Annotated in this window: 19 protein-coding genes; 10 read left to right on the top strand and 9 right to left on the bottom strand. The window is 61.3% G+C overall.

Annotation, left to right across the window (positions count from 1 at the left end; genetic code table 11):
* Window positions 1-39: 39 nt before the first annotated feature.
* Window positions 40-879, top strand: a complete 840-nt coding sequence (locus MKS85_RS10640; RefSeq protein ID WP_139049635.1) for an NAD-dependent protein deacetylase — start codon at window positions 40-42, stop codon at window positions 877-879.
* Between the two features lie 120 nt (window positions 880-999).
* On the opposite strand, the gene MKS85_RS10635 is transcribed toward MKS85_RS10640, so the two are convergent.
* On the bottom strand, window positions 1,000-1,902 hold the full coding sequence (locus tag MKS85_RS10635; protein ID WP_139049634.1) for a LysR family transcriptional regulator: 903 nt from the start codon (window positions 1,900-1,902) through the stop codon (window positions 1,000-1,002).
* Between the two features lie 167 nt (window positions 1,903-2,069).
* On the opposite strand from MKS85_RS10635, the gene MKS85_RS10630 reads away from it, so the two are divergent.
* Genes MKS85_RS10630 through MKS85_RS10620 form a run of 3 tightly spaced genes read left to right on the top strand, consistent with a single transcriptional unit; the run spans window position 2,070 to window position 4,662 of the window.
* Window positions 2,070-2,768 carry a CoA transferase subunit A gene (locus MKS85_RS10630; RefSeq protein ID WP_047227779.1) on the top strand — a complete coding sequence of 233 codons (699 nt, stop codon included), beginning with the start codon at window positions 2,070-2,072 and terminating at the stop codon, window positions 2,766-2,768.
* Window positions 2,769-2,803: 35 nt separating this feature from the next.
* Entirely contained in the window at window positions 2,804-3,469 is a 666-nt protein-coding gene (locus MKS85_RS10625) for a CoA transferase subunit B (protein ID WP_003180355.1), read from the top strand.
* A gap of 11 nt (window positions 3,470-3,480) precedes the next feature.
* Entirely contained in the window at window positions 3,481-4,662 is a 1,182-nt protein-coding gene (locus tag MKS85_RS10620) for an acetyl-CoA C-acetyltransferase (RefSeq protein ID WP_188251034.1), read from the top strand.
* Window positions 4,663-5,732: 1,070 nt separating this feature from the next.
* Here MKS85_RS10620 and MKS85_RS10615 read toward each other — a convergent pair.
* Both MKS85_RS10615 and MKS85_RS10610 read right to left on the bottom strand, forming a co-directional pair.
* Window positions 5,733-6,446, bottom strand: coding sequence for a FadR/GntR family transcriptional regulator (locus MKS85_RS10615; RefSeq protein ID WP_188251033.1), 714 nt, complete (start codon window positions 6,444-6,446; stop codon window positions 5,733-5,735).
* Window positions 6,447-6,534: 88 nt separating this feature from the next.
* Window positions 6,535-6,705 (bottom strand): hypothetical protein, encoded by a 171-nt coding sequence (locus MKS85_RS10610; protein WP_188251032.1) that lies wholly within the window; start codon window positions 6,703-6,705, stop codon window positions 6,535-6,537.
* Between the two features lie 45 nt (window positions 6,706-6,750).
* On the opposite strand from MKS85_RS10610, the gene gudD reads away from it, so the two are divergent.
* Entirely contained in the window at window positions 6,751-8,094 is a 1,344-nt protein-coding gene (gudD, locus tag MKS85_RS10605; protein ID WP_139049631.1) for a glucarate dehydratase, read from the top strand.
* A gap of 131 nt (window positions 8,095-8,225) precedes the next feature.
* On the opposite strand, the gene glgB is transcribed toward gudD, so the two are convergent.
* The 3 genes from glgB to MKS85_RS10590 all read right to left on the bottom strand — a co-directional run bounded on the left by glgB (window position 8,226) and on the right by MKS85_RS10590 (window position 16,006).
* A complete protein-coding gene (gene glgB, locus MKS85_RS10600) occupies window positions 8,226-10,460 on the bottom strand; it encodes a 1,4-alpha-glucan branching protein GlgB (protein WP_139049630.1) in 2,235 nt (744 codons plus the stop codon).
* A gap of 11 nt (window positions 10,461-10,471) precedes the next feature.
* On the bottom strand, window positions 10,472-13,816 hold the full coding sequence (treS, locus tag MKS85_RS10595; RefSeq protein WP_188251031.1) for a maltose alpha-D-glucosyltransferase: 3,345 nt from the start codon (window positions 13,814-13,816) through the stop codon (window positions 10,472-10,474).
* Window positions 13,817-14,005: 189 nt separating this feature from the next.
* Window positions 14,006-16,006 carry an alpha-1,4-glucan--maltose-1-phosphate maltosyltransferase gene (locus tag MKS85_RS10590; RefSeq protein WP_188251030.1) on the bottom strand — a complete coding sequence of 667 codons (2,001 nt, stop codon included), beginning with the start codon at window positions 16,004-16,006 and terminating at the stop codon, window positions 14,006-14,008.
* Window positions 16,007-16,227: 221 nt separating this feature from the next.
* Here MKS85_RS10590 and MKS85_RS10585 point away from each other — a divergent pair, with 221 nt between their 5' ends.
* Window positions 16,228-16,389, top strand: coding sequence for a hypothetical protein (locus MKS85_RS10585; protein WP_172833790.1), 162 nt, complete (start codon window positions 16,228-16,230; stop codon window positions 16,387-16,389).
* An 87-nt stretch (window positions 16,390-16,476) separates the two neighbouring features.
* Here MKS85_RS10585 and MKS85_RS10580 read toward each other — a convergent pair whose 3' ends face one another.
* Window positions 16,477-16,977 (bottom strand): MgtC/SapB family protein, encoded by a 501-nt coding sequence (locus tag MKS85_RS10580; protein ID WP_076384010.1) that lies wholly within the window; start codon window positions 16,975-16,977, stop codon window positions 16,477-16,479.
* 136 nt (window positions 16,978-17,113) lie between these two features.
* Between MKS85_RS10580 and MKS85_RS10575 the strand changes: the two genes are divergently transcribed.
* From MKS85_RS10575 to mapR, 3 genes are all read left to right on the top strand, one after another.
* The gene (locus MKS85_RS10575; protein WP_139049628.1) at window positions 17,114-17,350 is read left to right on the top strand and encodes a DUF3203 family protein; all 237 of its coding nucleotides are present in this window, start codon (window positions 17,114-17,116) and stop codon (window positions 17,348-17,350) included.
* Window positions 17,351-17,596: 246 nt separating this feature from the next.
* Complete coding sequence (gene ccoG, locus MKS85_RS10570) at window positions 17,597-19,009, top strand: cytochrome c oxidase accessory protein CcoG (RefSeq protein WP_047227770.1); 1,413 nt, start codon at window positions 17,597-17,599, stop codon at window positions 19,007-19,009.
* A gap of 164 nt (window positions 19,010-19,173) precedes the next feature.
* Window positions 19,174-20,583 carry a GntR family transcriptional regulator MpaR gene (gene mapR, locus MKS85_RS10565; RefSeq protein WP_188251029.1) on the top strand — a complete coding sequence of 470 codons (1,410 nt, stop codon included), beginning with the start codon at window positions 19,174-19,176 and terminating at the stop codon, window positions 20,581-20,583.
* 150 nt (window positions 20,584-20,733) lie between these two features.
* Here the strand turns inward: mapR and MKS85_RS10560 are convergent, their stop codons facing one another.
* Window positions 20,734-21,480 (bottom strand): SDR family oxidoreductase, encoded by a 747-nt coding sequence (locus MKS85_RS10560; protein WP_076384007.1) that lies wholly within the window; start codon window positions 21,478-21,480, stop codon window positions 20,734-20,736.
* Between the two features lie 90 nt (window positions 21,481-21,570).
* The gene (locus tag MKS85_RS10555) at window positions 21,571-22,449 is read right to left on the bottom strand and encodes a Dyp-type peroxidase (RefSeq protein WP_139049627.1); all 879 of its coding nucleotides are present in this window, start codon (window positions 22,447-22,449) and stop codon (window positions 21,571-21,573) included.
* A 252-nt stretch (window positions 22,450-22,701) separates the two neighbouring features.
* On the opposite strand from MKS85_RS10555, the gene ampC reads away from it, so the two are divergent.
* Complete coding sequence (ampC, locus tag MKS85_RS10550; protein ID WP_188251028.1) at window positions 22,702-23,850, top strand: class C beta-lactamase; 1,149 nt, start codon at window positions 22,702-22,704, stop codon at window positions 23,848-23,850.
* Window positions 23,851-23,878 lie beyond the last annotated feature (28 nt).

The following is a 23,878-nucleotide window of genomic DNA, read 5'->3' as shown; positions in this document are numbered from 1 at the left end:
TGCTAACCTCAACGACTCCAGGCCAGCGGAGCGACCTCTATGCCCGACGACTTTCACCGTCAACCGATCGATCAATTGCTGGAGCATATGGCCGGGCGCCGTTTTCTGGTGCTCACCGGTGCCGGCATCAGCACCCCGTCGGGCATTCCCGACTACCGGGACAGCGAGGGTGTGCGACGGGGTCGGCAACCCATGATGTACCAGGAGTTTCTCGCCAAACCCGAAGCACGGCGGCGCTACTGGGCGCGGGCGATGCTGGGCTGGCCGCGGGTCCGTCAGGCCCGGCCGAACGTGGCCCACGAGGCGTTGGCGATGTTGCAGGCGCACCAACGCATCAGCGGCCTGATCACCCAGAATGTCGACACCCTGCATGACCAGGCTGGCAGCCACGACGTGATCGAACTTCACGGAAGCCTGCATCGGGTGGTGTGCCTGGATTGCGAGCAGCACAGCGAGCGCCAGCAGATCCAGCTATTGATGCAAGCGCAGAATCCTTACCTGGCCGGTGTCGACGCGGTTCAGGCGCCGGACGGCGATACCCTGCTGGATGCCGCGTTCGAGGCGCGCTTCCAGGTGCCCCGCTGCCCTCATTGCGACGGCGAGCGCTTGAAACCCGACGTGGTGTTTTTCGGCGAAAACGTCGCCGCCGTCACCGCCGCTCGCGCCATGCAAGCCGTCGAACAGGCGGACGGCCTGCTGGTGGTGGGCTCCTCGCTGATGGCTTGGTCGGCGTTTCGCCTGTGCCGGGCGATCAAGGAACGGGGCAAGCCGCTGCTGGCGATCAACCGAGGCAAGACACGGGCCGATGAGTTGCTGGATCTCAAGCTTGAAGAGCCTTGTGAGCAACTGCTGCCGCTGCTGACTCAACGCCAGTTCTAACAGCACCGCAGCCCCCCTGTGGGAGCGAGCCTGCTCGCGATTGCGGCGGCACATCCAGCATAAAGGCTAGCTGAACCACCGCTATCGCGAGCAGGCTCGCTCCCACAAGGGAATCGTGGTTTACCGCGTGGTCAACTGCGCACCGATGTCCTGATCCCTGAGCGTATCGAACAACACCTGCGCCGCCGCCGACAGTTCATGCCCCGGCTTGGTCAGCACACCGATGGCCCGTTCAATCACTGGATCGCTGAGGGTGATGCAGCGGGCGCCCAGCTCATGCATCTGCCCGACACACAGCGCCGGGACCGCACTCACCCCCAACCCGCTGGCGACCATCCGTCCAACTGTCGCCAACTGATGGCTCTCGAATTCCACCGGCAGTTTCATGCCTCGGCTTTGCAAATGCTCCTCCAGCATCACCCGCACGGTGGAGGGCCTTTGCAGCGTGATAAATGGCTGCTCCAGCAGCGTCTGCCACTGGATCTCACTGCGCTGCGCCAGTGGCGAGTCCAGCGGCACCACCGCGACGAAGCGGTCCAGATACAACGGGGTAAAGGCCAGCGACGAGCTCTGCATCGGCTCGAACGCGACCCCCAGTTCAACGTGCCGATCACGAACCATTTCCAGCACCTGTTCGTTGATCACATCGTTGACCGTGACGTTGACATTCGGATAGCGGGCGCGGAAGGTCTTGAGGATCGGTGGCAGCAGGTTGCCGGCAAAGGACGGCATTGCCGCCAATGTGACGCGGCCGCGTTGCAAGGTGAAGCGTTGGCGCATTTCATCCTCGGCGTTGTCCCAATCGGCAACCAGGCGCCGGGCCAGGGGCAGCAGCGATTCGCCTTCGGGCGTCAGCGCCACGTTACGGGTATTGCGACTGAACAGACGCCCGCCCAAGCCTTCTTCCAAGGCCTTGATGGTCAAGCTCAGCGCCGACTGGGACAGGTGCAGCCGCTCGCAGGCCACGGCGAAGCTCAGGCTTTGGGCCACGGCGAGAAAAGCGCGGATTTGCTTGAGGGTCATGGGTCGCTGTGCTCCCGGCGGCAAGCGGTCAGTTTCAAGCCGCAAACGGATATCGGCAATTATTGAGTTTTATCAATCAATCCAACCTAAAAATCAACTTAACAAATATATGACTTGGCGCAACACTGCGTTTCATTGCGACCCCATCAAGAATAAAAGAGGTGTCTATGGCAGGTTTCGACAAACGTGTGAGTAGCTACGAAGAAGCGCTGGAAGGCTTGCAAGACGGCATGACGGTGATCGCCGGCGGCTTCGGCCTCTGCGGCATCCCGGAGAACCTGATCGCCGAGATCAAGCGCAAGGGTATCCGCGACCTCACCGTGGTTTCCAATAACTGTGGCGTCGACGGTTTCGGTCTGGGTGTATTGCTGGAAGATCGGCAGATCCGCAAGGTGGTTGCCTCTTACGTCGGCGAAAACGCTCTTTTCGAAAAGCAGCTGCTGAGCGGCGAGATCGAAGTCGTGCTCACCCCGCAAGGCACCCTCGCCGAAAAAATGCGCGCCGGCGGCGCGGGCATTCCGGCCTTCTTCACCGCCACCGGGGTCGGCACGCCAGTGGCCGAAGGCAAGGAAGTGCGTGAATTCCATGGCCGCCAGTACCTGATGGAAGAATCCATCACCGGCGACTTCGCCATCGTCAAAGGCTGGAAAGCCGACCATTTCGGCAACGTGGTCTATCGCCACACCGCCCAGAATTTCAACCCGTTGGCGGCCACGGCCGGCAAGATCACTGTGGTTGAAGTCGAAGAAATCGTCGAACCGGGCGAGCTGGACCCGACGCAGATCCATACCCCAGGCATCTACGTCGACCGGATCATTTGCGGCACGTTCGAAAAGCGCATCGAACAGCGCACCGTGCGTAAGTGATCCCCTGCCCCCGGCCCGAATGAAGGAATAACAACATGGCACTTTCCCGCGAACAAATGGCTCAACGCGTCGCCCGCGAAATGCAGGACGGCTACTACGTGAACCTGGGCATCGGCATTCCGACCCTGGTCGCCAACTACATCCCCGAAGGCATGGAAGTCATGCTGCAGTCGGAAAACGGCCTGCTCGGCATGGGCGCGTTCCCTACCGAAGCCGAGGTCGATGCCGACATGATCAACGCCGGCAAGCAGACCGTCACTGCGCGCATTGGCGCCTCGATCTTCTCTTCGGCCGAATCCTTTGCCATGATCCGTGGCGGGCACATCGACCTGACCGTGCTGGGCGCCTTCGAGGTAGACGTGGAGGGTAATATTGCTTCGTGGATGATCCCCGGCAAGCTGGTCAAGGGCATGGGCGGCGCGATGGACCTGGTGGCCGGTGCCGAGAACATCATCGTCACCATGACTCACGCGTCCAAGGACGGCGAGTCGAAACTGCTGCCCCGGTGCAGCCTGCCGCTGACCGGTGCCGGTTGCATCAAGCGCGTGCTGACTGACCTGGCCTACCTGGAAATCCAGGACGGCGCCTTCATTCTCAAAGAACGTGCCCCAGGCGTCAGCGTCGAGGAAATCGTCGCCAAGACTGCCGGCAAACTGATCGTGCCGGACCACGTGCCTGAAATGCAGTTCGCTGCCCAGTGAGGAGAAATTCGATGCAAGAAGTCGTGATTGTCGCCGCCACCCGTACCGCCATTGGCAGTTTCCAGGGTTCGCTGGCCTCCATTCCCGCACCGCAACTCGGTGCCGCGGTGATTCGTCGGTTACTGGAACAGACGGGGCTTTCGGGTGAGCAGGTCGATGAGGTAATCCTCGGCCAGGTGTTGACCGCAGGCAGCGGGCAGAACCCGGCCCGCCAGGCGTCGATTTTCGCTGGCCTGCCCCACGCGGTGCCGGCGCTGACCCTGAACAAGGTCTGCGGCTCGGGGCTCAAGGCCTTGCACCTGGGTGCCCAGGCGATCCGCTGTGGCGATGCCGAGGTGATCATTGCCGGCGGCATGGAAAACATGAGCCTGGCCCCGTACGTGCTGCCGGCTGCCCGCACTGGCCTGCGCATGGGCCATGCGCAGATGATCGATAGCATGATTACCGATGGTCTGTGGGATGCGTTCAACGATTACCACATGGGCATCACCGCCGAAAACCTGGTGGACAAGTACGAGATCAGCCGCGAGGAACAGGACGCCTTTGCCGCCGCTTCCCAGCAGAAGGCCGTGGCGGCGATTGAAGGTGGCCGGTTTGCCGATGAGATCACGCCGATCCTGATTCCCCAGCGCAAAGGCGATCCTGTGGCCTTCGCCACCGACGAACAACCCCGGGCCGGCACCACCGCCGAATCCTTGGGCAAGCTCAAGCCGGCGTTCAAGAAGGACGGCAGCGTTACCGCCGGCAATGCCTCGTCGCTGAACGATGGCGCCGCCGCCGTGCTGCTGATGAGCGCGGAAAAAGCCAAGGCACTGGGCTTGCCGGTACTGGCGAAAATCAGCGCCTATGCCAATGCGGGGGTAGACCCGGCAATCATGGGCATCGGCCCGGTGTCGGCTACCCGCCGCTGCCTGGACAAGGCCGGCTGGTCTTTGGAGCAACTGGACCTGATCGAAGCCAACGAAGCCTTCGCCGCCCAGTCACTGGCCGTGGCCAGAGAGCTGAAATGGGACATGGAGAAGGTCAACGTCAATGGCGGTGCCATCGCCCTGGGCCACCCGATCGGTGCTTCGGGTTGCCGAGTGCTGGTGTCGCTGCTCCATGAAATGATCAAGCGCGACGCCAAGAAAGGCCTCGCCACGCTGTGCATCGGCGGCGGTCAAGGCGTGGCCTTGGCGCTGGAACGAGCGTAACCGGCAAAGAGCCCGACAGTGAATGCGCGGACCCACGAACATCCGCACATCCACTGGCAACACACCGGCGCAACCTGGGTTGCGCCGGTTTTTTTTGTCTGCTGGTTTTGAGCATGATCTGGCGGCCTCATCGCGAGCAGGCTCGCTCCCACAGGGATCTCGGGCGATTACAAGACTGGCGTCCACCACCGATCCACTGTGGGAGCGAGCCTGCTCGCGATGGCGGTGGGTCAGCTTGCATCGATGCTGAATGTGCCGGCCCATTCGCGAGCAAGCCCGCTCCCACAAAGGGATTGGGTTTTAAGCACAAAATCGAAGAACACCACCGGTCCACTGTGGGAGCGAGCCTGCTCGCGATGGCGGTGGGTCAGCTTGCATCGATGCTGAATGTGCCGGCCCATTCGCGAGCAAGCCCGCTCCCACAAAGGGATTGGGTTTTAAGCACAAAATCGAAGAACACCACCGGTCCACTGTGGGAGCGAGCCTGCTCGCGATGGCGGTGGGTCAGCTTGCATCGATGCTGAATGTGCCGGCCCATTCGCGAGCAAGCCCGCTCCCACAAAGGGATTGGGTTTTAAGCACAAAATCGAAGAACACCACCGGTCCACTGTGGGAGCGAGCCTGCTCGCGATGGCGGTGGGTCAGCTTGCATCGATGCTGAATGTGCCGGCCCATTCGCGAGCAAGCCCGCTCCCACAAAGGGATTGGGTTTTAAGCACAAAATCGAAGAACACCACCGGTCCACTGTGGGAGCGAGCCTGCTCGCGATGGCGGTGGGTCAGCTTGCATCGATGCTGAATGTGCCGGCCCATTCGCGAGCAAGCCCGCTCCCACAAAGGGATTGGGTTTTAAGCACAAAATCGAAGAACACCACCGCTCCACTGTGGGAGCGAGCCTGCTCGCGATGGCGGTGGGTCAGCTTGCATCGAGGCTGAATGTGCCGGCCCATTCGCGAGCAAGCCCGCTCCCCCAACGGGAGTGGGTTTTAAGCACAAAATCGAACAACACCCCCGATCCACTGTGGGAGCGAGCCTGCTCGCGATGGCGGTGGGCCAGGCGACGATGAGCCTTCAGGCCCCCGCGCCAAACCGGTCGCGACTGTTGGTCAGGTGCAGCCACATGGCGGCGCGGGCGGCGTCCGGGTCCTGGCGCTTGATGGCATTGAAAATGGCCTCGTGCTCCAGATTAGCCAACTGCGCCAGTTTCCCCAGGTCCGCTTGACCCCGTTCGACCACGTTCACCCGGGTTCGGGGAATCATCGCACCGCCCAGGTGCTGCATGATTTCGACAAAACAGGTGTTGTCCGTGGCTTCAGCGATGAGCAAATGAAAGCGCCGGTCGGCGTCGACGCAACTGTCGTTATTGCTGAGCAACCGCTGGTAATCATCCAGGGCCTGGCGCATCTGCTGCAGTTGGCGTTCGTTGCGCCGTAAGGCCGCCAGGGCCGCTGCCTGAGTTTCCAGGCCCAGGCGCAGCTCCAGAATCCCCCGCACACCTGCGGCGGTGTCGACATTGAGCCTCAGGCCCGGCTCACCGGTCTGCTCCAGCACAAAGGTGCCGATGCCGTGGCGAGTTTCCACCAGCCCCGAGGCCTGCAGTTTGGATATCGCCTCGCGCACTACCGTGCGGCTGACACCATGGGCCTGCACAATGGCACCTTCCGACGGCAGTTTTTCCCCCGGTTTCAACTGCCCCAGCAAAATGCTCTGGCTCAGCTTCGCCACCAGGTCATGGGCCAGGTTGTGGGTGCGTTTGCGCGGCGTTGCCTCGATGTCTGGGTGCATGGGCCGTGGGTCCTCGAAACGGAGCAGGCGGGTCGTGAGGTAAAAACTCCACGCCCCTTAGCTTGTATGACAAGTGCAATCATCTCAGTCATCGAACGGTTCCGCCAGCGCTAAACTGATCTTCCCCATGTTTCTTTTCCTTGCTAAAAAATCCAGCAAATAAAGGTGTTTCCGAGTTTTTTAAGGCAAACCATCCAAAAAAACCGACCAGCCTCCCTTGTAAGATAAAAAAATCAAGTTGTATGATGTCTATCAACATCGCCTTCCTGCGATGCCCCGCATAAAAACAACGAGTGGGAAAAACATGCAGACCCAAGAAGCCACCAAAGCCCCCATCATCACCAGCATGCAGGTCGTGCCGGTGGCCGGTCATGACGGCATGCTGCTGAATCTCAGTGGCGCCCATGGCCCGTTCTTTACCCGCAACATCGTCATTCTCAAAGACAACGCCGGCCACACCGGCGTGGGCGAAGTGCCCGGCGGCGAGCGCATTCGCCAGACCCTCGAAGACGCCCGCTCGCTGGTGGTCGGCAGCCCCATCGGCACCTATCAGAAGATTCTCAACACCGTACGCCAAGCCTTTGCCGACCGGGATGCCGGTGGTCGTGGCTTGCAGACGTTCGACCTGCGCATCACCATTCACGCGGTCACCGGCCTGGAAGCGGCGTTGCTGGACCTGCTGGGCCAGCACCTGGATGTACCGGTAGCCGCCCTGCTCGGCGAAGGCCAGCAGCGTGATGAAGTGAAAATGCTCGGTTATCTGTTTTATGTGGGTGATCGCCAGCAAACTGACCTGCCCTACCGCAGCGAGCCGGACGCCGACAACGACTGGTTCCGCGTACGCCACGAAAAAGCCCTGGACGCCGACGCCGTGGTGCGCCTGGCCGAAGCCGCTCATTCGCGTTACGGCTTCCAGGACTTCAAGCTCAAGGGCGGCGTGCTCAAGGGCGACGAAGAAATCGAAGCCGTCACCGCCCTGGCCGAACGCTTCCCTCAGGCACGTATCACCCTGGACCCGAACGGCGCCTGGTCACTCAAGGAGGCCATCCGCCTCTGCCGGGACCAGCACAAGGTCCTGGCATACGCCGAAGATCCTTGCGGTGCCGAGAACGGTTATTCGGGCCGTGAGGTGATGGCCGAGTTCCGCCGCGCCACCGGTCTTAAAACCGCCACTAACATGATCGCCACCGATTGGCGCGAAATGGGCCATGCCATCACCTTGCAGTCGGTGGACATTCCCCTGGCCGACCCACACTTCTGGACCATGCAAGGTTCGGTTCGAGTGGCGCAGATGTGCAACGAATGGGGTCTGACCTGGGGCTCGCACTCCAACAACCACTTCGACATTTCCCTGGCGATGTTCACCCATGTAGCGGCGGCCGCACCGGGTGACATCACGGCGATCGACACGCACTGGATCTGGCAGGATGGGCAGCGGCTGACCAAGGCTCCGTTGCAGATCCAGGGTGGCTGCGTACAGGTGCCAAAAAAACCGGGACTGGGGATCGAGCTGGACACCGACCAATTGGCCAAGGCTCATGAACTGTACAAAGGGATGGGGCTTGGCGCACGTAATGATGCGGTCGCAATGCAGTATCTGATTCCGGGCTGGACGTTCAACAACAAGCAGCCGTGCCTGGTGCGCTGAACGAACCTTCTGGCCGAGCACCTATCCAGGTGGGAGCGAGCCTGCTCGCGATGAAGGCGGCACATCCAACATCGCAACCGCATCGCGAGCAGGCTCGCTCCCACAGGGTTAGTGCATGATAGGAGCTGCTCCTAACCCTCCGGCCGCAGAATCAACACCGCCAATGGCGGCAAGTTGAGTTCCAGCGAAAGCGCCTGGCCATGGCTGGGCACTTCTTCGGTGAAGGCACCGCCGCTGTTACCGTAGTTGGAACCGGCATAGGTGTCGGCGTCACTGTTGAGCAATTCCACCCAGCGCCCGGCGAACGGCACGCCGATGCGGTATGCCGCGCGCGGCACGGGCGTGAAGTTGGCAACCACCAGCACCGGTCGACCTTCCTTGCTCCAACGCAACCAGGCGTAGACGCTGTTCACCGCATCATCACCAATCAGCCACTGGAACCCCTGAGGCGCGTCGTCCTGATCGTGCAGCGCCGGCTCTTCGCGATAGAGACGGTTCAGGTCGCTCACCAGCTTCTGCACCCCACGGTGCTCCGGGTATTGCAACAGGTACCAGTCCAGCTGCTGGTCGTGGTTCCACTCGCGCCATTGGCCGAACTCGCAGCCCATGAACAGAAGCTTCTTGCCGGGATGGCCCCACATGAAACTCAGGTAGGCGCGCAAGTTGGCGAATTTCTGCCAGCGATCGCCCGGCATCTTGTCGATCAGCGAGCGCTTGCCATGCACCACTTCGTCATGGGAGATCGGCAGGACAAAGCGCTCGGACCACGCATACATCAGGCCGAAACTCAGTTCGTTGTGATGGTGAGCGCGGTACACAGGGTCCTGCTGGATGTAATGCAGCGAATCGTGCATCCAGCCCATGTTCCACTTATAGGCGAAACCCAGGCCGCCCTGTTGCGTGCTCTGACTGACGCCGGGCCAGGCGGTGGACTCCTCGGCGATAACCAACGCACCGGGGGTTTCCAGCGCCACCACGTCATTGAGGTGCCGCAGGAAGTCGATGGCTTCCAGGTTCTCCCGTCCACCGTGGCGATTGGGCACCCATTCGCCGGCCTTGCGTGAATAGTCGCGATACAACATCGAGGCGACGGCATCCACACGCAGGCCGTCGATGTGGAAATGCTTTAACCAATGCAGCGCCGAAGCGAGCATGAAACCATGGACTTCGGTGCGTCCCAGGTTGTAGATCAGGGTGTCCCAATCCTGGTGAAAGCCTTCCAGCGGGTTGCCGTATTCGTACAGCGCGGTGCCGTCGAACTGGGCCAGACCGTGGGTATCGGTGGGGAAATGCGCCGGCACCCAATCGAGAATCACGCCGATGTCGGCCTGGTGACAGGCATTGACGAACGCCGCGAAATCGTCCGGCGAGCCGAAACGCGCCGTCGGGGCAAACTGTGAAAGCGGCTGGTAACCCCAGGACCCCCCGAACGGATGCTCCATGATCGGCATCAGCTCGATGTGGGTGAACCCCAGGTCCTTGACGTACGGAATCAGCCGTTCGGCCATTTCGTGCCAGGTGTATTGCCGGGCAACTTCTCCCGCCTCGTCGATTTCGCACTGCCAGGAGCCGGCGTGCAATTCGTAGATCGACAGCGGTGCGCCAGGCAACTGCCGCTCGCGACGATCTTGCATCCATTGCCCATCCTGCCACTCGATTTTCAGCGGCGCGGCGACCTTGGAAGCGGTATCCGGCGGCATTTGAGTGGCCAATGCCACCGGGTCAGCCTTGAGCGGCAAAATGCCGTGGGCGCCGAGGATTTCATATTTGTAACCCTCGCCCGCGCCAAGCCGCGGGATGAACAACTCCCACACCCCGGACGGATAACGGATGCGCATTGGATGCCGGCGCCCGTCCCAGACGTTGAAATCGCCCACCACCGAGACTCGCCGCGCATTCGGTGCCCATACAGCAAAGCGCACGCCGTCGACGCCATCGACAGTGGTCAACTGCGCCCCCAGACAGGAACTGAGGTCGCGATGATTGCCTTCGGCAAACAGATAAAGGTCCATTTCCCCCAGCAGTGGCCCGAAGCTGTAGGGGTCTTCGGCCACCTGCTCACCGCCGGCCCAGCGGGTGCGCAACAGGTAGGGTTGGGCGCGGTCGAAATGGCCGACAAACAGCCCCGGGGTTTCGCTGAGCTGCAAATCACCCAGAACGTCGCCGCCATCGCGAGCGAGCACTTGCACGCTCAAGGCACCGGGCAGATACGCCCGGATGAACTGTCCGCCGGCACCATCGCCGTGAGGGCCAAGGATTGAAAACGGGTCCTGATGTTCTGCGCGCACCAGCGCGTCGATGTCATGGGGGGACGGCAGCAACGACTCTTTGGCCTGCCCCTGTGGTTCTTTGTTCGAGACACTCATGATTCTCTCCACTAAATCGGTCCGGCTAAGTCGGAAAAGGGTTTCAGCCCGCTCAATAACCCGTACAGACCGTGCAATGGCACGGGCAGCCAGGCGGGGCGATTCTCGGCTTCATAGGCCACTTCATAGGCCGCCTTCTCCAGGCCGAACAACGCCAGTGCGGCGTCTTCGCCTTCAGCATCCTTCCACTCATGGGCAAGACTAGCTGCCGCCAGCCGATATGCCTCAACAAATGCCTGACGGGCCTCTTTCAAATAACGATCAGCCACCCGTTGCCGCGCCGCGTCGGCGTCGGCGGTGCTGTCGACGGTGTTCAGGTGGATCGCCATGGCGGCTGCGTAATCGAAGGAGCGCAGCACGCCGCTGACGTCCTTGTACGGGCTGTGCTTGCCGCGGCGCTCATGCAGGGGTCGTGCCGGCTCGCCCTCGAAGTCGATCAGGTAGGCGTCGCCCTTGATCACCAGTACCTGCCCCAGGTGCAGGTCGCCGTGGACGCGGATGCGCAAGCCACCGACAGCCTTGCCGGCCAGTTCCTGGATGTGCGCCAGAACGGTCTTCTTGTGTTCCAGCAAGCGGGCGACCAAGGCCTGGTCCGCCGGGTTCAATTGGCCCTGGTTCTGCTTGAGCAGGCGCAAGGCGTTCTCAACCTGCGCGGCCACATCCTTGCCGATGGCCTGGGCCTCCTTGGCGTTGGTGGCCTGGGGCGCGAAGTCCGGGTCATCGGTGGCCTGAGCCAGTACCTCGTGCATTTCCCCCAGGCGCTGGCCGAGCATGCCGGCGAAGTCCTTGAGTTCGCCCAAGGCGTTGTAGTGCTGTTCCTGCTCGGACACGGCATCGGCCAGCTCATCACGCAGGGCGCGTTCGAGGTTGTTCTGGGTCCATTCCCAGGCGTCGCCCTGATTGCTCAGGTAGCCTTGGGCGATCATCAGCAGCGCATCTTCGCCCTCGGTGTCACGGCGAATCACCGAACCGAGCAGCGGCGAAATATTGCTGAAACCTGCGGCTGTCAGGTAGGCACTCATTTCCAGCTCCGGGTGTACGCCCGACGCCACTTTGCGGATCAGTTTGAGCACCAGACTGCCGCCCACCACCACCGAACTGTTGGACTGCTCGGCAGACAGGTAACGCACCTCCGGCTCGTCTCCCAGGTTCAATGGGGCCAGGCCTTCGGTGGGTTCAAACCGCAGCTCGCCTTCGCTGCAAGGCAGCACCGTATTGGCCTGCATGCTTTGCAGAACCGCCCGCACGAAACTTTCCAGGCTGAACGCATCGGTAATCAAACCGACCTGACGGACCCGGCGAACCCGAGACAGCGCCAATTGCTGTGGCAACGCCGCGCCCACCTGGTCTTCGGCCAGCAGACCGAAGGGCAGTTGGTAACGCAGTGTCTGGCCAGCGCTGGTGACGTCGATTTCGCTGAGCAGCACCGGGTGCTGCGGATCGCCGAAACGCACGCCATAGACAATATTGACCTTCTCGATCACGCTGTCTTTGCCGGCAAACCAGCGACGATTTTGCAGCCAACTCGGCAGGATAGTCTGCTCCAGCGTGGTGCGCGACGGTGCTTCGAGCAGCTCTTCCAGGCGTTTCTTCAGCACCAGGGTGGTGAAGTCCGGCAGGCTCTGGGCCGGCTCCACATGCCAGCTTGGCATCTGGTTTTCTGTTGCCAGGGCAAACCAGTAGAAGCCGTACGGCGGCAAGGTCAGCAGGAAATTCAGCTGGCCGATGGGCGGGAAGGCATTGCCCCCCAGCATTTCCACCGGGACCATCCCGGCATAGGCCGACAGGTCCAGTTCGGCGGCCTGGGCGCTACGGGACACGTTGGCCACGCACAGGATGATTTCGTGCTTGCCATCCGGGCCGGTGTATTCGCGGGTATAAGCCAGGATCCGGCGGTTGCTCGGTGACAGCATCTTCAGCGTGCCACGGCCAAAGGCCTTGGACTGCTTGCGCACCGCCAGCATCCGCCGGGTCCAGTTCAGCAATGAATGAGGGTCGCCGGCCTGGGTCTCGACGTTGACCGACTGGTAGCCGTATTGCGGGTCCATGATTGGCGGCAGCACCAGGCTGGCCGGGTCGGCGCGGGAGAAACCGCCGTTGCGGTCGATCGACCACTGCATCGGCGTGCGCACGCCGTCGCGGTCGCCCAGGTAGATGTTGTCGCCCATGCCGATTTCATCGCCGTAGTACAAGGTCGGCGTGCCGGGCATCGACAGCAGCAGGCTGTTGAGCAACTCGACACGGCGGCGGTCGCGCTCCATCAGCGGCGCCAGACGTCGACGAATCCCCAGGTTGATCCGCGCCCGACGGTCGGCCGCGTAGTAATTCCACAGGTAGTCGCGCTCCTTGTCGGTGACCATCTCCAGGGTCAACTCATCGTGGTTGCGCAGGAAAATCGCCCACTGGCAATTGGCCGGAATTTCCGGGGTCTGGCGGAGAATGTCGGTGATGGGGAAGCGGTCTTCCTGGGCCAGCGCCATGTACATGCGCGGCATCAGCGGGAAGTGGAATGCCATGTGGCATTCGTCACCGTTCAAACCCTGGGCGTCGACATCGCCGAAGTACAGCTGGGTGTCTTCCGGCCACTGGTTGGCCTCGGCCAACAGCATACGGTCGGGGTAATTGGCATCGATCTCGGCGCGGATCTGCTTGAGGACGTCGTGGGTCTCGGGCAGGTTCTCGTTGTTGGTGCCGTCGCGCTCGATCAGGTACGGGATCGCGTCCAGGCGCAGGCCGTCGATGCCCATGTCCAGCCAGTAGCGCATCACCGACAGTACGGCTTTGATCACTTGGGGGTTATCGAAGTTGAGGTCCGGCTGGTGGGAATAGAAACGGTGCCAGAAGTATTGGCCGGCTACCGGATCCCAAGTCCAGTTGGATTTCTCGGTGTCGAGGAAAATGATCCGCGTGCCATCGTACTTGTGGTCGTCGTCGGACCAGACGTAGAAATCCCGCGCCTTCGAACCCGGCTTGGCTTTGCGCGCGCGCTGGAACCATGGATGCTGGTCGGAGGTGTGGTTGATGACCAGCTCGGTGATCACCCGCAGATTACGCTTGTGGGCTTCGGCGATGAAACGCCGCGCATCGGCCATGGTGCCGTAGTCGGGGCTGACACCTCGGTACTCGGCGATGTCGTAGCCATCATCGCGCCTGGGCGAAGGATAGAACGGCAGCAGCCAGATCGTGTTGACGCCCAGATCGGCGATGTAGTCGAGCTTTTCGATCAATCCGGGAAAGTCACCGATCCCGTCGTTATTGGAATCGAAATAGGATTTGACGTGGACCTGATAAATCACCGCGTCCTTGTACCAGAGCGGGTCTTTGATAAAGGTGGCAGACCGGGGTTTCTTCGCCATTTGCAACTCCTGAGAAATTCTGTAAAGCCGCTGAAACAGGCTTGTGAGGTCTTTTTGTGTCGTGGGGCCTTTTGTGGCGAGGGGATTTATCCTCACTTTGTGGGAGCAAAGCTTGCTCGCGATGCAGGCGCCTCGATTCCCCTGAAGAGCGCGTCAACTTCATCGCGGGCAAGCCTTGCTCCCACAGCCTTACGCCACGCTGATCCGCCATATCCCGAACGGTTGGTAGGCCGGGTCGATACGCATGAACTGGTACTTGCCATACCACGTCCAACGATGCCCGCTCATCAAATCCTCGCCCTGGGTCTGGGCATCGTCCGGCAGCCCCATCTCCCACAGCGGCAACTCGAAATTGGCTTCCTGCGGGGTATGCGGGTCGAGACTCACTGCCACCAGAATGAAATTGCTGCCATCGGCGGTGCGTTTGCCGAAGTACAGGATGTTGTCGTTCCAGGCGTTGTAGATCGTCAGGCCCAAGTGCGTATGCAGCGCCGGGTTTTGCCGGCGGATGCGGTTGAGCTGGGCGATTTCGGCAATGATGTTGCCCGGCGCGGTGAAGTCCCGGGGGCGGATCTCATACTTCTCCGAGTCGAGGTATTCCTCCTTGCCCGGCACTGGCGCCGATTCGCACAATTCAAACCCCGAGTACATGCCCCACAGGCCCGAGCCCATGGTCGCCAGGGCCGCGCGGATCAGAAACCCGGCGCGCCCCGACTCATGGAGAAACGCCGGGTTGATGTCCGGCGTGTTGACGAAAAAGTTCGGCCGGTAGCACTCGCGTAACGGAGATTCGTTGAGCTCGGTGAAATACGTCGCCAGTTCGGTCTTGGTATTGCGCCAGGTGAAATAGGTGTAGCTCTGGGAATAACCGACCTTGCCCAGGCGCGCCATCATGGCCGGCGTGGTGAAGGCTTCGGCGAGGAACATCACTTCAGGGTGCTGGGCCCGCACATCGGCAATCAACCACTGCCAGAACGGCAACGGCTTGGTGTGGGGATTGTCGACACGGAAGATCTTCACGCCTTCATTGACCCACCCCACTACCACGTCCCGCAGCTCCAGCCACAGGCTGGGAATCGCATCCGCGGCGTAGAAATCGACGTTGACGATGTCCTGGTATTTCTTCGGCGGGTTTTCCGCATATTTGATCGTGCCGTCCGGCCGCCAGCTGAACCAGCCCGGATGCTGCTTGAGCCACGGGTGGTCCTGGGAACACTGGATAGCAAAGTCCAACGCGATCTCCAGGCCATGGTCGGCCGCCGCGGCCACCAGACGCCGAAAATCCTCGCGCGAGCCCAACTGCGGGTGAATCGCTTCGTGACCGCCCTCCTCGCTCCCGATGGCATAAGGGCTGCCCGGATCGTCGGGACCGGCGGTGAGGGAGTTGTTCGGGCCCTTGCGAAAGCTGCGACCGATGGGGTGGATCGGCGGGAAGTACAGCACATCGAACCCCATGTCCTGGATCACCGCCAGACGCGAATGCACGTCATTGAAGGTGCCATGACGCTTGGGATCATCGGTGATCGAGCGGGGAAAAAGCTCGTACCAACTGGCGAACTCGGCCAACTTGCGTTCGACGTCCAGAGGGTATTGCGGGCTGATACTCAAATAGGGGCGATGATCGGCCTGGGACATGAGACCGGCACTGCGGGGTGCCAGGAACAATGCCACCTGCTCAGCTGGCAACAGGCCGGAAAGCTCATGGTGCAACGCGGTCAATTGCTCCCTCAGCTCACCTTCGCTGCGCTCGGCCGCCATATGCACCTGATTGCGTCCTTCCTGCAATTCCAGGCTGATGGGCACGCCGGCCGCGAACTTTTTCTCCAGCTCGTAGCGGAAACTGGCGAACTGGTCGATCCAGGCCTCGATGCGGAACACATAGAAGCCCTGCTCGGGCACATTGAACTGGCCTAGCCAGCCGTTATTGCCCAGCTCGGTCATGACCGCGCTGTTCCACGACTCATCCTTCAGCGCGCGCCAAAGGATATGCACGGCCAATTTGTCATGACCGTCGGCGAAGACTTTGCTGGTCACCGTCACGTCCTGCCCGGCCACGGCCTTGGCGGCGAATTGCCCGCCTTCGATGACCGGCATGGTGCTTTCAATGGCAATACGCGGCAGTAACAGGGCCTGGGACAATGGCAAATGCGGGTTGTACGACAGGTCAGTCGGGTGTTGTTCAGCAGTCATCGAGCATCGCTCCTTTTACGCCCCATGGACGTTGTGGCGGTAAAGGCCCAGTAGTCCTTGAAAGGATGGATCCCTGAAAAAACTCACTTAAACTCCGAACCGAACCGACGGTTAAAAGTTCAGAGTGATTTGCCCCGATGGCAGCGGGATCAAACCAGGCGCAGGGTGGTCAACAAGGTTAAGCACGACTCAAGCCATGTGCGTCACGGAGACCCGTCCTGATGAATATTCCCATCCCGGCTGAAACACCCGACCCCAACATTGACGACCCCACCCTGCCGCCACCCGGCCCCGAGCCGGAACCGATCCCGGAAAAAGACCCGCCGCTTGATCCCCAGCCTCCTCTGGGCGACCCGCCGAGCGAGGCGCCGGAGCGGGTTTGAACCAACAGCCTAGTGGATAACAAAAAACCTGTGGGAGCGGGCTTGCTCGCTCCACACAGGATTATGTGTTCTGGCTGGAGATCGCGGTCACGGCTTTTCCTCCTTCTCCAGCGCCCGGACAATCAGTGGCATTACGCTGAAGATCGCCAACGCCAATACCGTACTGAGCACTGCCGTGGACTCGCGCCCCAGCCCGGCGGCGACGCCGATGGCGGCGGTCATCCACAGGCCGGCGGCAGTGGTCAGGCCTTTTACGTGGCTTTCGTCACTATCGTTGCCCTTGAGGATAGTGCCCGCGCCCAGGAAACCGATGCCGGCGATAACACCCTGCACCACACGGCTCATGGCGTCAGCCTCGGAGCCGGACATCTGCGGCACCAGCACAAACAGCGCCGCCCCCAAGGCCACCAGCATATGGGTCCGGACCCCGGCGGCCTTGCCCTTGTGTTCACGCTCAAAACCCAGGATGCCGCCCAACAACGCAGCCATCAGCAGGCGTACGGTTACCCGCGTCATCTGCTGCGCATCGGTGATATCGGCGAATTCCGATTGCAGGGTTATCCAGACTTCATGCCACCAGGCGTCCATGAACGGTCCTCTTTCCGGTCGATAAACGATGGACCGCAAGCCAGGCCAGAGGTGCGCTCGACCGCTGATCAGACGCAACGAACCGCGGCTGCGGGCCGACGCCTAACGTTCAGGACATCCAGAAGGAAACCTAACCATGAGTTTCAATATCGATAGCAACCACATCTGCACTTTCGACACCGAAGAGTTCAACGAACAGCGACCCGCCAGCGAGTTGACCGTTATCACTGATGCGGAAAAAGCCATGTCGGCGGTGGATCTCAACGGTGGCCGGGTGTACATCACCGAGGCGCAAGCCGATGCCCTGACCGTGGCCGGGGCGGTCGATGGGCGTGAGAACCTCAAGGCGACTGATAGCGATTCGGTGATCTGAATCCCTTTGTCCCTTTGATTGAAGAAAATCGTCCTCTGTGCAAAGAGGCTGCGTGGGAGCAAGCCTTGCTCCCACTGCGGTCTTCGCCAACGAGATCTGTTCGCCTGATCTGGATGCATCAAAGTGTCGCAGGGCCAGGGCCTCACGGCATCTGATCCGGTTTTTATCGTGATACCTGAGTCTGTTATGAAAACAGTTCGATGGTCATAGTGCGCCGGCCAGTTACAGGCTGAGGAGCGACCGACCATGAGCGAAAGAATCCCCGTCCAGTTGATACAGCACTTCGAACCCGCGCCGACGAAGATAAAGGCCCGGACCACCGATAACCTGATCCACACCCGCAGCTTCACCGGCTTATTCCGCACCTTGCGCATCAGCGGTGCAGGGCTTCTGTTTCTGCTGTTTTTCGGCACTGTATGGCTGAACTGGGGCGACCGCCAGGCGGTGCTCTGGGACCTCGCCGAAAGCAAATTCCACATTTTTGGCGCGACCTTCTGGCCCCAGGATTTCATCCTGCTGTCGGCACTGCTGATCATCGCCGCCTTCGGCCTGTTCGCGATCACCGTATTTGCCGGTCGGGTGTGGTGCGGCTACACCTGCCCGCAGAGTTCCTGGACCTGGATTTTCATGTGGTGCGAGAAAATCACCGAAGGCGAACGGCACCAGCGGATCAAGCTGCAGGCGGCGCCCTGGACCTTGAACAAGCTGCTGCGTCGCTCAGCCAAACATACGTTGTGGCTGGCAATCAGCCTGCTCACCGGCTTGACCTTTGTCGGTTATTTCACGCCGATCCGCCCGCTGGCCGAAGAACTTCTGACCCTGCAAATGGCCGGTGTCAGTCTGTTCTGGGTGCTGTTCTTTACCGGCGCCACCTACCTCAACGCCGGCTGGCTGCGTGAAGCGGTGTGCATGCACATGTGCCCCTATGCACGGTTTCAGAGCGTGATGTTCGATAAAGACACCCTGACCATTTCCTATGACACCGCACGTGGCGAAATCCGGGGCCCGCGCAAGCGCGAAGTGAACCCGGCCAATGTGGGTTTGGGCGATTGCATCGATTGCCAGATGTGCGTGCAGGTCTGCCCCACCGGCATCGACATTCGCGACGGCCTGCAAATGGAGTGCATCGGGTGCGCCGCCTGCATCGATGCCTGCGATTCGATCATGGACAAGATGGGTTATGCCCGTGGCCTGATCAAGTACACCTCTGAACATCAGTTGCAAGGTGGCAGGACTCGCCTGCTGCGACCGCGGTTGATTGGCTATACCGCCGTGCTGCTGGTGATGATCGGGGCCTTGGCCGTGGCGCTGGCAGAACGCCCCATGGTGTCGCTGGACGTGACCAAGGACCGTGGGCTGTTCCGCGAAAACAGCCTGGGCCAGATCGAGAACATCTACAGCCTGAAAATCATCAACAAGACCCAGCAGCGCCAGGATTATCAGCTGTCCCTGGCGGACGCCGAAGGTTTTGTCCTGCAGGGCAAAACGCAACTGAGCCTGGCGCCGGGGGAAATCCTCGACGTACCGGTGTCGGTGGCAATGCTCAGCGAACGGCCCCGTAGCGGCTCCCGGGAAATGGTCTTCAAGGTGGCCGACAGTGACGAGCCTGGGACTTTCAGTGAGGCCACGAGCCGCTTTGTGGCGCCGATAAATCGTTGAGGCTTAAGATGCCGAACCTTTGTGGGAGCGAGCCTGCTCGCGATGGCGGACGGTCAAACAATATCAACATTGAATGTACCGGCCCCATCGCGAGCAGGCTCGCTCCCACAGGTAACTGCGCAAGCCGTGCGTTACCCCCTGAATTGTTCAAGAGCGGGCCCGCTATGAAACGCTACGAGAAATTCGCCGACGACATCGCTGAGCTGATCCGCTCCGGCGTGCTGGGCCCAGGGCAGCGTGTGCCATCGGTGCGTTATGCCAGCCAGACCTACGGCGTCAGCCCGTCCACGGTGTTCCAGGCCTACTACCTGCTGGAGCGTCGTGGCCTGATCCGGGCTCGTCCGCGCTCCGGCTACTTCGTCAACGCCCATGCACCGAATCCGTTCGCCGAGCCGGTGATCAGCACCCAGGTGCACGACAGCACCGAAGTCGACGTCAGCGAGCTGGTGTTTTCGGTGCTGGACTCGATCAAGGATCCAGCCACCGTACCGTTCGGCTCGGCGTTCCCCAGCCCGACCCTGTTTCCCCTGCAACGACTGTCCCGCTCGCTGTCCAGCGCAACGCGGGATATGGACCCCCGAATGGTGGTCACGGACATGTCACCGGGCAATCCGCAATTGCGCCGACAGATCGCCCTGCGCTACATGGTCGGCGGGCTGATGCTGCCCATGGAAGAACTGCTGGTCACCAATGGCGCCCTGGAAGCCTTGAACCTGTGCCTGCAAGCCGTCACCGAGCCCGGCGACCTGGTGGCCATCGAGGCGCCAGCGTTCTACGCCAGCCTGCAAGTGCTGGAGCGGCTCAAGCTCAAGGCAGTGGAAATTCCGGTGCACCCACGCGACGGCATCGATCTGGATGTATTGGAGCAGACGCTGGAGCGCCACCCGATCAAAGCATGCTGGTGCATGACCAGTTTCCAGAACCCCATGGGCGCTACCATGCCCGAGGGAAGAAAACAGGCGTTGGTGGAGTTGCTACGCCGTCATCAGGTGCCGCTGATCGAGGACGACGTGTATGCAGAACTCTATTACGGCCAGCAGGCACCCAAGCCGGCCAAGGCGTTCGACACCGAAGGGCTGGTGATGCATTGCGGTTCGTTCGCCAAGAGCCTGGCGCCGGGCTATCGCATCGGCTGGGTCGCCGCCGGGCGTTACGCACAGAAGATCGAACGGCTCAAACTCATGACGTCACTGTGCGCCTCGATGCCGGCCCAGGCGGCCATCGCCGATTACCTGCAACACGGTGGTTATGATCGTCATCTGCGCAAACTGCGCTACGCCCTGGAAGAACAGCAAAGCGCCATGCTCGCCGCCATCGCCCGCTACTTCCCCGCACAGACCCGCGTCAGCCAGCCGGCGGGTGGGTATTTCCTGTGGCTGGAACTGCCGGAGCAGATGGACTCGCTGAAACTGTTCCAGATGGCCTTGGCCCAAGGCATCAGCATCGCTCCTGGGCCGATCTTTTCACCGACCCGGCGTTTCGGCAATTGCATCCGTTTGAACTACGGCAGCCCGTGGACCGAAGTGTCGGAGAAGGCCATGGAAACGTTGGGACGGATTATTCGGTCGTTTTGATATGGGGTTGTCTGTTATTGCCCCATCGCGAGCAGGCTCGCTCCCACATGAGATCTGCTGTGTAGCTGAGAGATTCGTCTCGCCGCAAACCCACTGTGGGAGCGAGCCTGCTCGCGATGGCGGCAGAACAGACAACTGATATTTCAAAGCTCAGCGCCCGCCCCCCAAATCCACAAATGTCCCGGTCGCATACGAAGCCTTGTCCGACAGCAACCAGATAATCGCTTCAGCCACTTCATCGGGACGGCCGCCACGGGCCATGGGGATTGCCGACTCCAGCTTGCTGACCCGGTCCGGGTCGCCGCTGAGGGCATGAAAATCGGTGTAGATATAACCTGGGCGAACCGCATTGACGCGGATACCTTCTCCAGCGACTTCCTTGGACAGGCCAATGGTGAACGTGTCCAGCGCGCCTTTGGAGGCCGCGTAGTCGACATACTCGCCCGGCGCGCCCAGGCGGGCGGCCACCGAGGAGACGTTCACAATACTGCCACCTTGCCCGCCATGCCTGGGCGACATGCGCAGCACCGCGTGCTTGGCGCAGAGGATTGGCCCCAGCACGTTGGTCTTCATGATCTTGAGAATGCGGAACTCGGACATTTCGTCGAGTCGGGACTTGTGGGCGACCGTGCCGGCGTTGTTCACCAAAGCGGTGACGCGACCCAACTCAGCGTCCACACGGTCGAACAGCGCGACCACTTCGTCTTCGATGCTGACATCCGCCCGCACGGCAATCGCCTGGGCACCCTTGGCCCGGACCTGTCCGAGCACATCCTGCGCGGCGCCTTCATCGGACTGGTAATTGATGCAGATCCGATAGCCCAGGTCGGCAGCCAACAGCGCCGTGGCCGCCCCGATCCCGCGGCCGCCACCGGTGATAACGATGACCTTATCCACGTTTGCTCTCCCCATTGCACGGATAGACGTCCGGCCCAAGAATAGCGTTCACGCTGCGCTTTTGCACAAGCCGTTGTGCTTGCGCTTGGCTCAGCGAGCCAAAGCCCGCAGATCCAGACGTCCATCCAGCAACGGCGGGCACCAGTAGTAGCCCCCCGTGATCGGCCGGCTCATGCGATACAGGCCGTCGGTGATACCGTCCTCCAGGCCGCTCATGCGCCGCAGTTGAGCCTCGAAAGCGTCGAGGGAGAAACCGAACGCCAGGAACATCAGGCCTGCGCGATCCCCTTCAATCCACGGCATGGAACGGCGTACGACGAAGGCTTCCGGGGCGAAGCTTTCCTGGGCGGTGCGTTTGACGTGGGCCGACTCCGGGGCATCGTCGATTTCCTCGTTGTCGCTCAGGCGCCGGCCCATGATGTTGTCGCGCTCATGGGGTTGCATGGCGGCGAAACCATCCAGATCGTGTTGCCACTGCTGGATCGCCGCAAAACTGCCACCGCGCACTCCATCGACACCTTGAGCCAGGGCAGCGGCGATGGCCGCTTCATCGTGAGGGTTCTCAGTGCCGTCTTCATAACCGGTCAGGTCATGGCCGGTCATATGACGGAAAGTTTCGTTCATCTGCACCAGGCGCAACGCCGGGGCCAGAGCGGCCTCGATGGCACGGCTGCGGTGCAGCAGCTCGCCACGGTCTTCGCCGTGTAGCCAGCACCACAGCGCGTGCTGGGTCGAAGGGTTGTCCACGCCCACGCCGGCCAGGGCCGGAAACGCCCGCAGGCCTTCGACCTGCGCACCCAGCGCCTGGACCAGCGACTCGCCCAGGCCGATCACTACTCGATCATCGACTTGCAACAAAAGCTTATCGATCGCAGCCGGCAGCGCCTCGACCGATTCCAGGGCAAAAAACAAGTGACGGGCCTGAGGCGGAACAGGGGTGGCGAGAATGCCGGGCTGGTAGTAACTCATGTGGACTCCTTTAGAAAGAGCGCAAGTTTACCCGGCGACCAGTGGTTTGTGTGGTTTGCCATGGGCTGTCGAAGGCCAGGACGCTAAAGATTTTCGTAGGAAGTCTCTTGCAACCCGGTCAGATGACTCGGAACCCGGTTCGAACTGCAAGGATCCCGATTGCCGGACATCGGAAAACTCCCTAGATTGGGTGCCCCCAAAGCTGCTGGCAGAGCGGCTGGCACCCTCAGGACTCATGGAGAACGGTCAGACATGCACATTGCCAAATCGATACTTACGGGCGCTTTTTTCATCGCCTGCGGCACAACAACGGGCATTGCCCAGGAGCGCGTTGAAGACACCGTCAATGCCGTGATCCAGCCCTTGATGAAACAACAGGACATCGCCGGCATGGCCGTGGCAATCACTCACAATGGTGAACGTCATTACTTCAATTACGGGGTGGCCTCCAAGGACACGAAGCGGGCGGTGACCGACCAGACGCTGTTCGAAATCGGCTCGGTCAGCAAGACCTTCACCGCCACCCTCGGTGCCTACGCCCAGGCCCAAGGCAAGCTGTCGCTGTCGGACCCGGCCGGTCGCTTCGCCCCCGAGCTGAGCGGCAGCGCCCTGCAAGGCATCAGCCTGCTCAACCTTGCCACCTACACGCCGGGTGGCCTGCCGTTGCAGTTTCCTGGCGAAGCGGACCATCCGGACCGGATGTTCAGTTACTACAAGACCTGGAAACCACTCTATCCGGCCGGTACCCAGCGGCTCTATTCAAACCCGAGCATCGGCCTGTTCGGCTACCTGGCGGCCCGCAGCCTGGAACGACCGTTCGATGAGGTGATGGAACAGACACTGATGCCGGGATTAGGCCTCAAGCACAGTTATGTACGGGTGCCCAAGGATCAATTGAGCCGTTACGCCCAAGGCTACGCGAAGGACGGCAAGCCAGTGCGGGTCGGACCGGGAGCGCTGGACGCCGAGGCCTATGGCGTGAAAACCAGTTCATCGGACCTGATCCGCTTCATCGAGGCTAACCTGCGGCCTGAAAAGCTGGACGCCGATCTGCGACAGGCCATCGCTACGACGCATACCGGGTTCTACAAGGCCAATGGCATGACCCAGGGGTTGGGTTGGGAGTTCTACCCCTACCCCGTCACGCTTGACGCGCTATTGGCCGGCAATGCACCGCAGATGGCCCTGATGCCACAAAAAGTGGAGCCGCTCAACCCACCCCTGCCTGCGCCGGCCGACAGCTGGATCAACAAGACTGGCTCGACCGGTGGCTTTGGTGCCTATGCGGCGTTCGTTCCTGGAAAGGATATGGGGATTGTGATGCTGGCAAACAAAAACTATCCGATCGAGGAACGGGTGAAGGCCGCGCACAAGATCCTGACGGCGCTGGAGAAACAATAGGCTACGCAAATTACTGTGGCGAGGAAGC

This window comes from Pseudomonas sp. JL2 (assembly GCF_031570495.1).
Taxonomy (GTDB): Bacteria; Pseudomonadota; Gammaproteobacteria; order Pseudomonadales; family Pseudomonadaceae; genus Aquipseudomonas; species Aquipseudomonas rhizophila.
The sequence above is the reverse complement of the archived record's forward strand: the minus strand, read 5'-3'. Positions and strand labels throughout refer to the sequence as shown.

Coding starts and splice junctions, on each gene's coding strand:
- MKS85_RS10630 (WP_047227779.1), top strand. CDS start 2,070: ATGGCAGGTTTCGACAAACGTGTGAGTAGCTACGAAGAAGCGCTGGAA.
- MKS85_RS10555 (WP_139049627.1), bottom strand. CDS start 22,449: ATGAGTTACTACCAGCCCGGCATTCTCGCCACCCCTGTTCCGCCTCAG.
- treS (WP_188251031.1), bottom strand. CDS start 13,816: ATGGCGAAGAAACCCCGGTCTGCCACCTTTATCAAAGACCCGCTCTGG.
- MKS85_RS10640 (WP_139049635.1), top strand. CDS start 40: ATGCCCGACGACTTTCACCGTCAACCGATCGATCAATTGCTGGAGCAT.
- MKS85_RS10580 (WP_076384010.1), bottom strand. CDS start 16,977: ATGGACGCCTGGTGGCATGAAGTCTGGATAACCCTGCAATCGGAATTC.
- MKS85_RS10615 (WP_188251033.1), bottom strand. CDS start 6,446: ATGCACCCAGACATCGAGGCAACGCCGCGCAAACGCACCCACAACCTG.
- MKS85_RS10575 (WP_139049628.1), top strand. CDS start 17,114: ATGAGTTTCAATATCGATAGCAACCACATCTGCACTTTCGACACCGAA.
- MKS85_RS10590 (WP_188251030.1), bottom strand. CDS start 16,006: ATGACTGCTGAACAACACCCGACTGACCTGTCGTACAACCCGCATTTG.
- ccoG (WP_047227770.1), top strand. CDS start 17,597: ATGAGCGAAAGAATCCCCGTCCAGTTGATACAGCACTTCGAACCCGCG.
- MKS85_RS10610 (WP_188251032.1), bottom strand. CDS start 6,705: ATGTTGATAGACATCATACAACTTGATTTTTTTATCTTACAAGGGAGG.
- MKS85_RS10635 (WP_139049634.1), bottom strand. CDS start 1,902: ATGACCCTCAAGCAAATCCGCGCTTTTCTCGCCGTGGCCCAAAGCCTG.
- MKS85_RS10585 (WP_172833790.1), top strand. CDS start 16,228: ATGAATATTCCCATCCCGGCTGAAACACCCGACCCCAACATTGACGAC.
- MKS85_RS10625 (WP_003180355.1), top strand. CDS start 2,804: ATGGCACTTTCCCGCGAACAAATGGCTCAACGCGTCGCCCGCGAAATG.
- MKS85_RS10620 (WP_188251034.1), top strand. CDS start 3,481: ATGCAAGAAGTCGTGATTGTCGCCGCCACCCGTACCGCCATTGGCAGT.
- gudD (WP_139049631.1), top strand. CDS start 6,751: ATGCAGACCCAAGAAGCCACCAAAGCCCCCATCATCACCAGCATGCAG.
- mapR (WP_188251029.1), top strand. CDS start 19,174: ATGAAACGCTACGAGAAATTCGCCGACGACATCGCTGAGCTGATCCGC.
- glgB (WP_139049630.1), bottom strand. CDS start 10,460: ATGAGTGTCTCGAACAAAGAACCACAGGGGCAGGCCAAAGAGTCGTTG.
- ampC (WP_188251028.1), top strand. CDS start 22,702: ATGCACATTGCCAAATCGATACTTACGGGCGCTTTTTTCATCGCCTGC.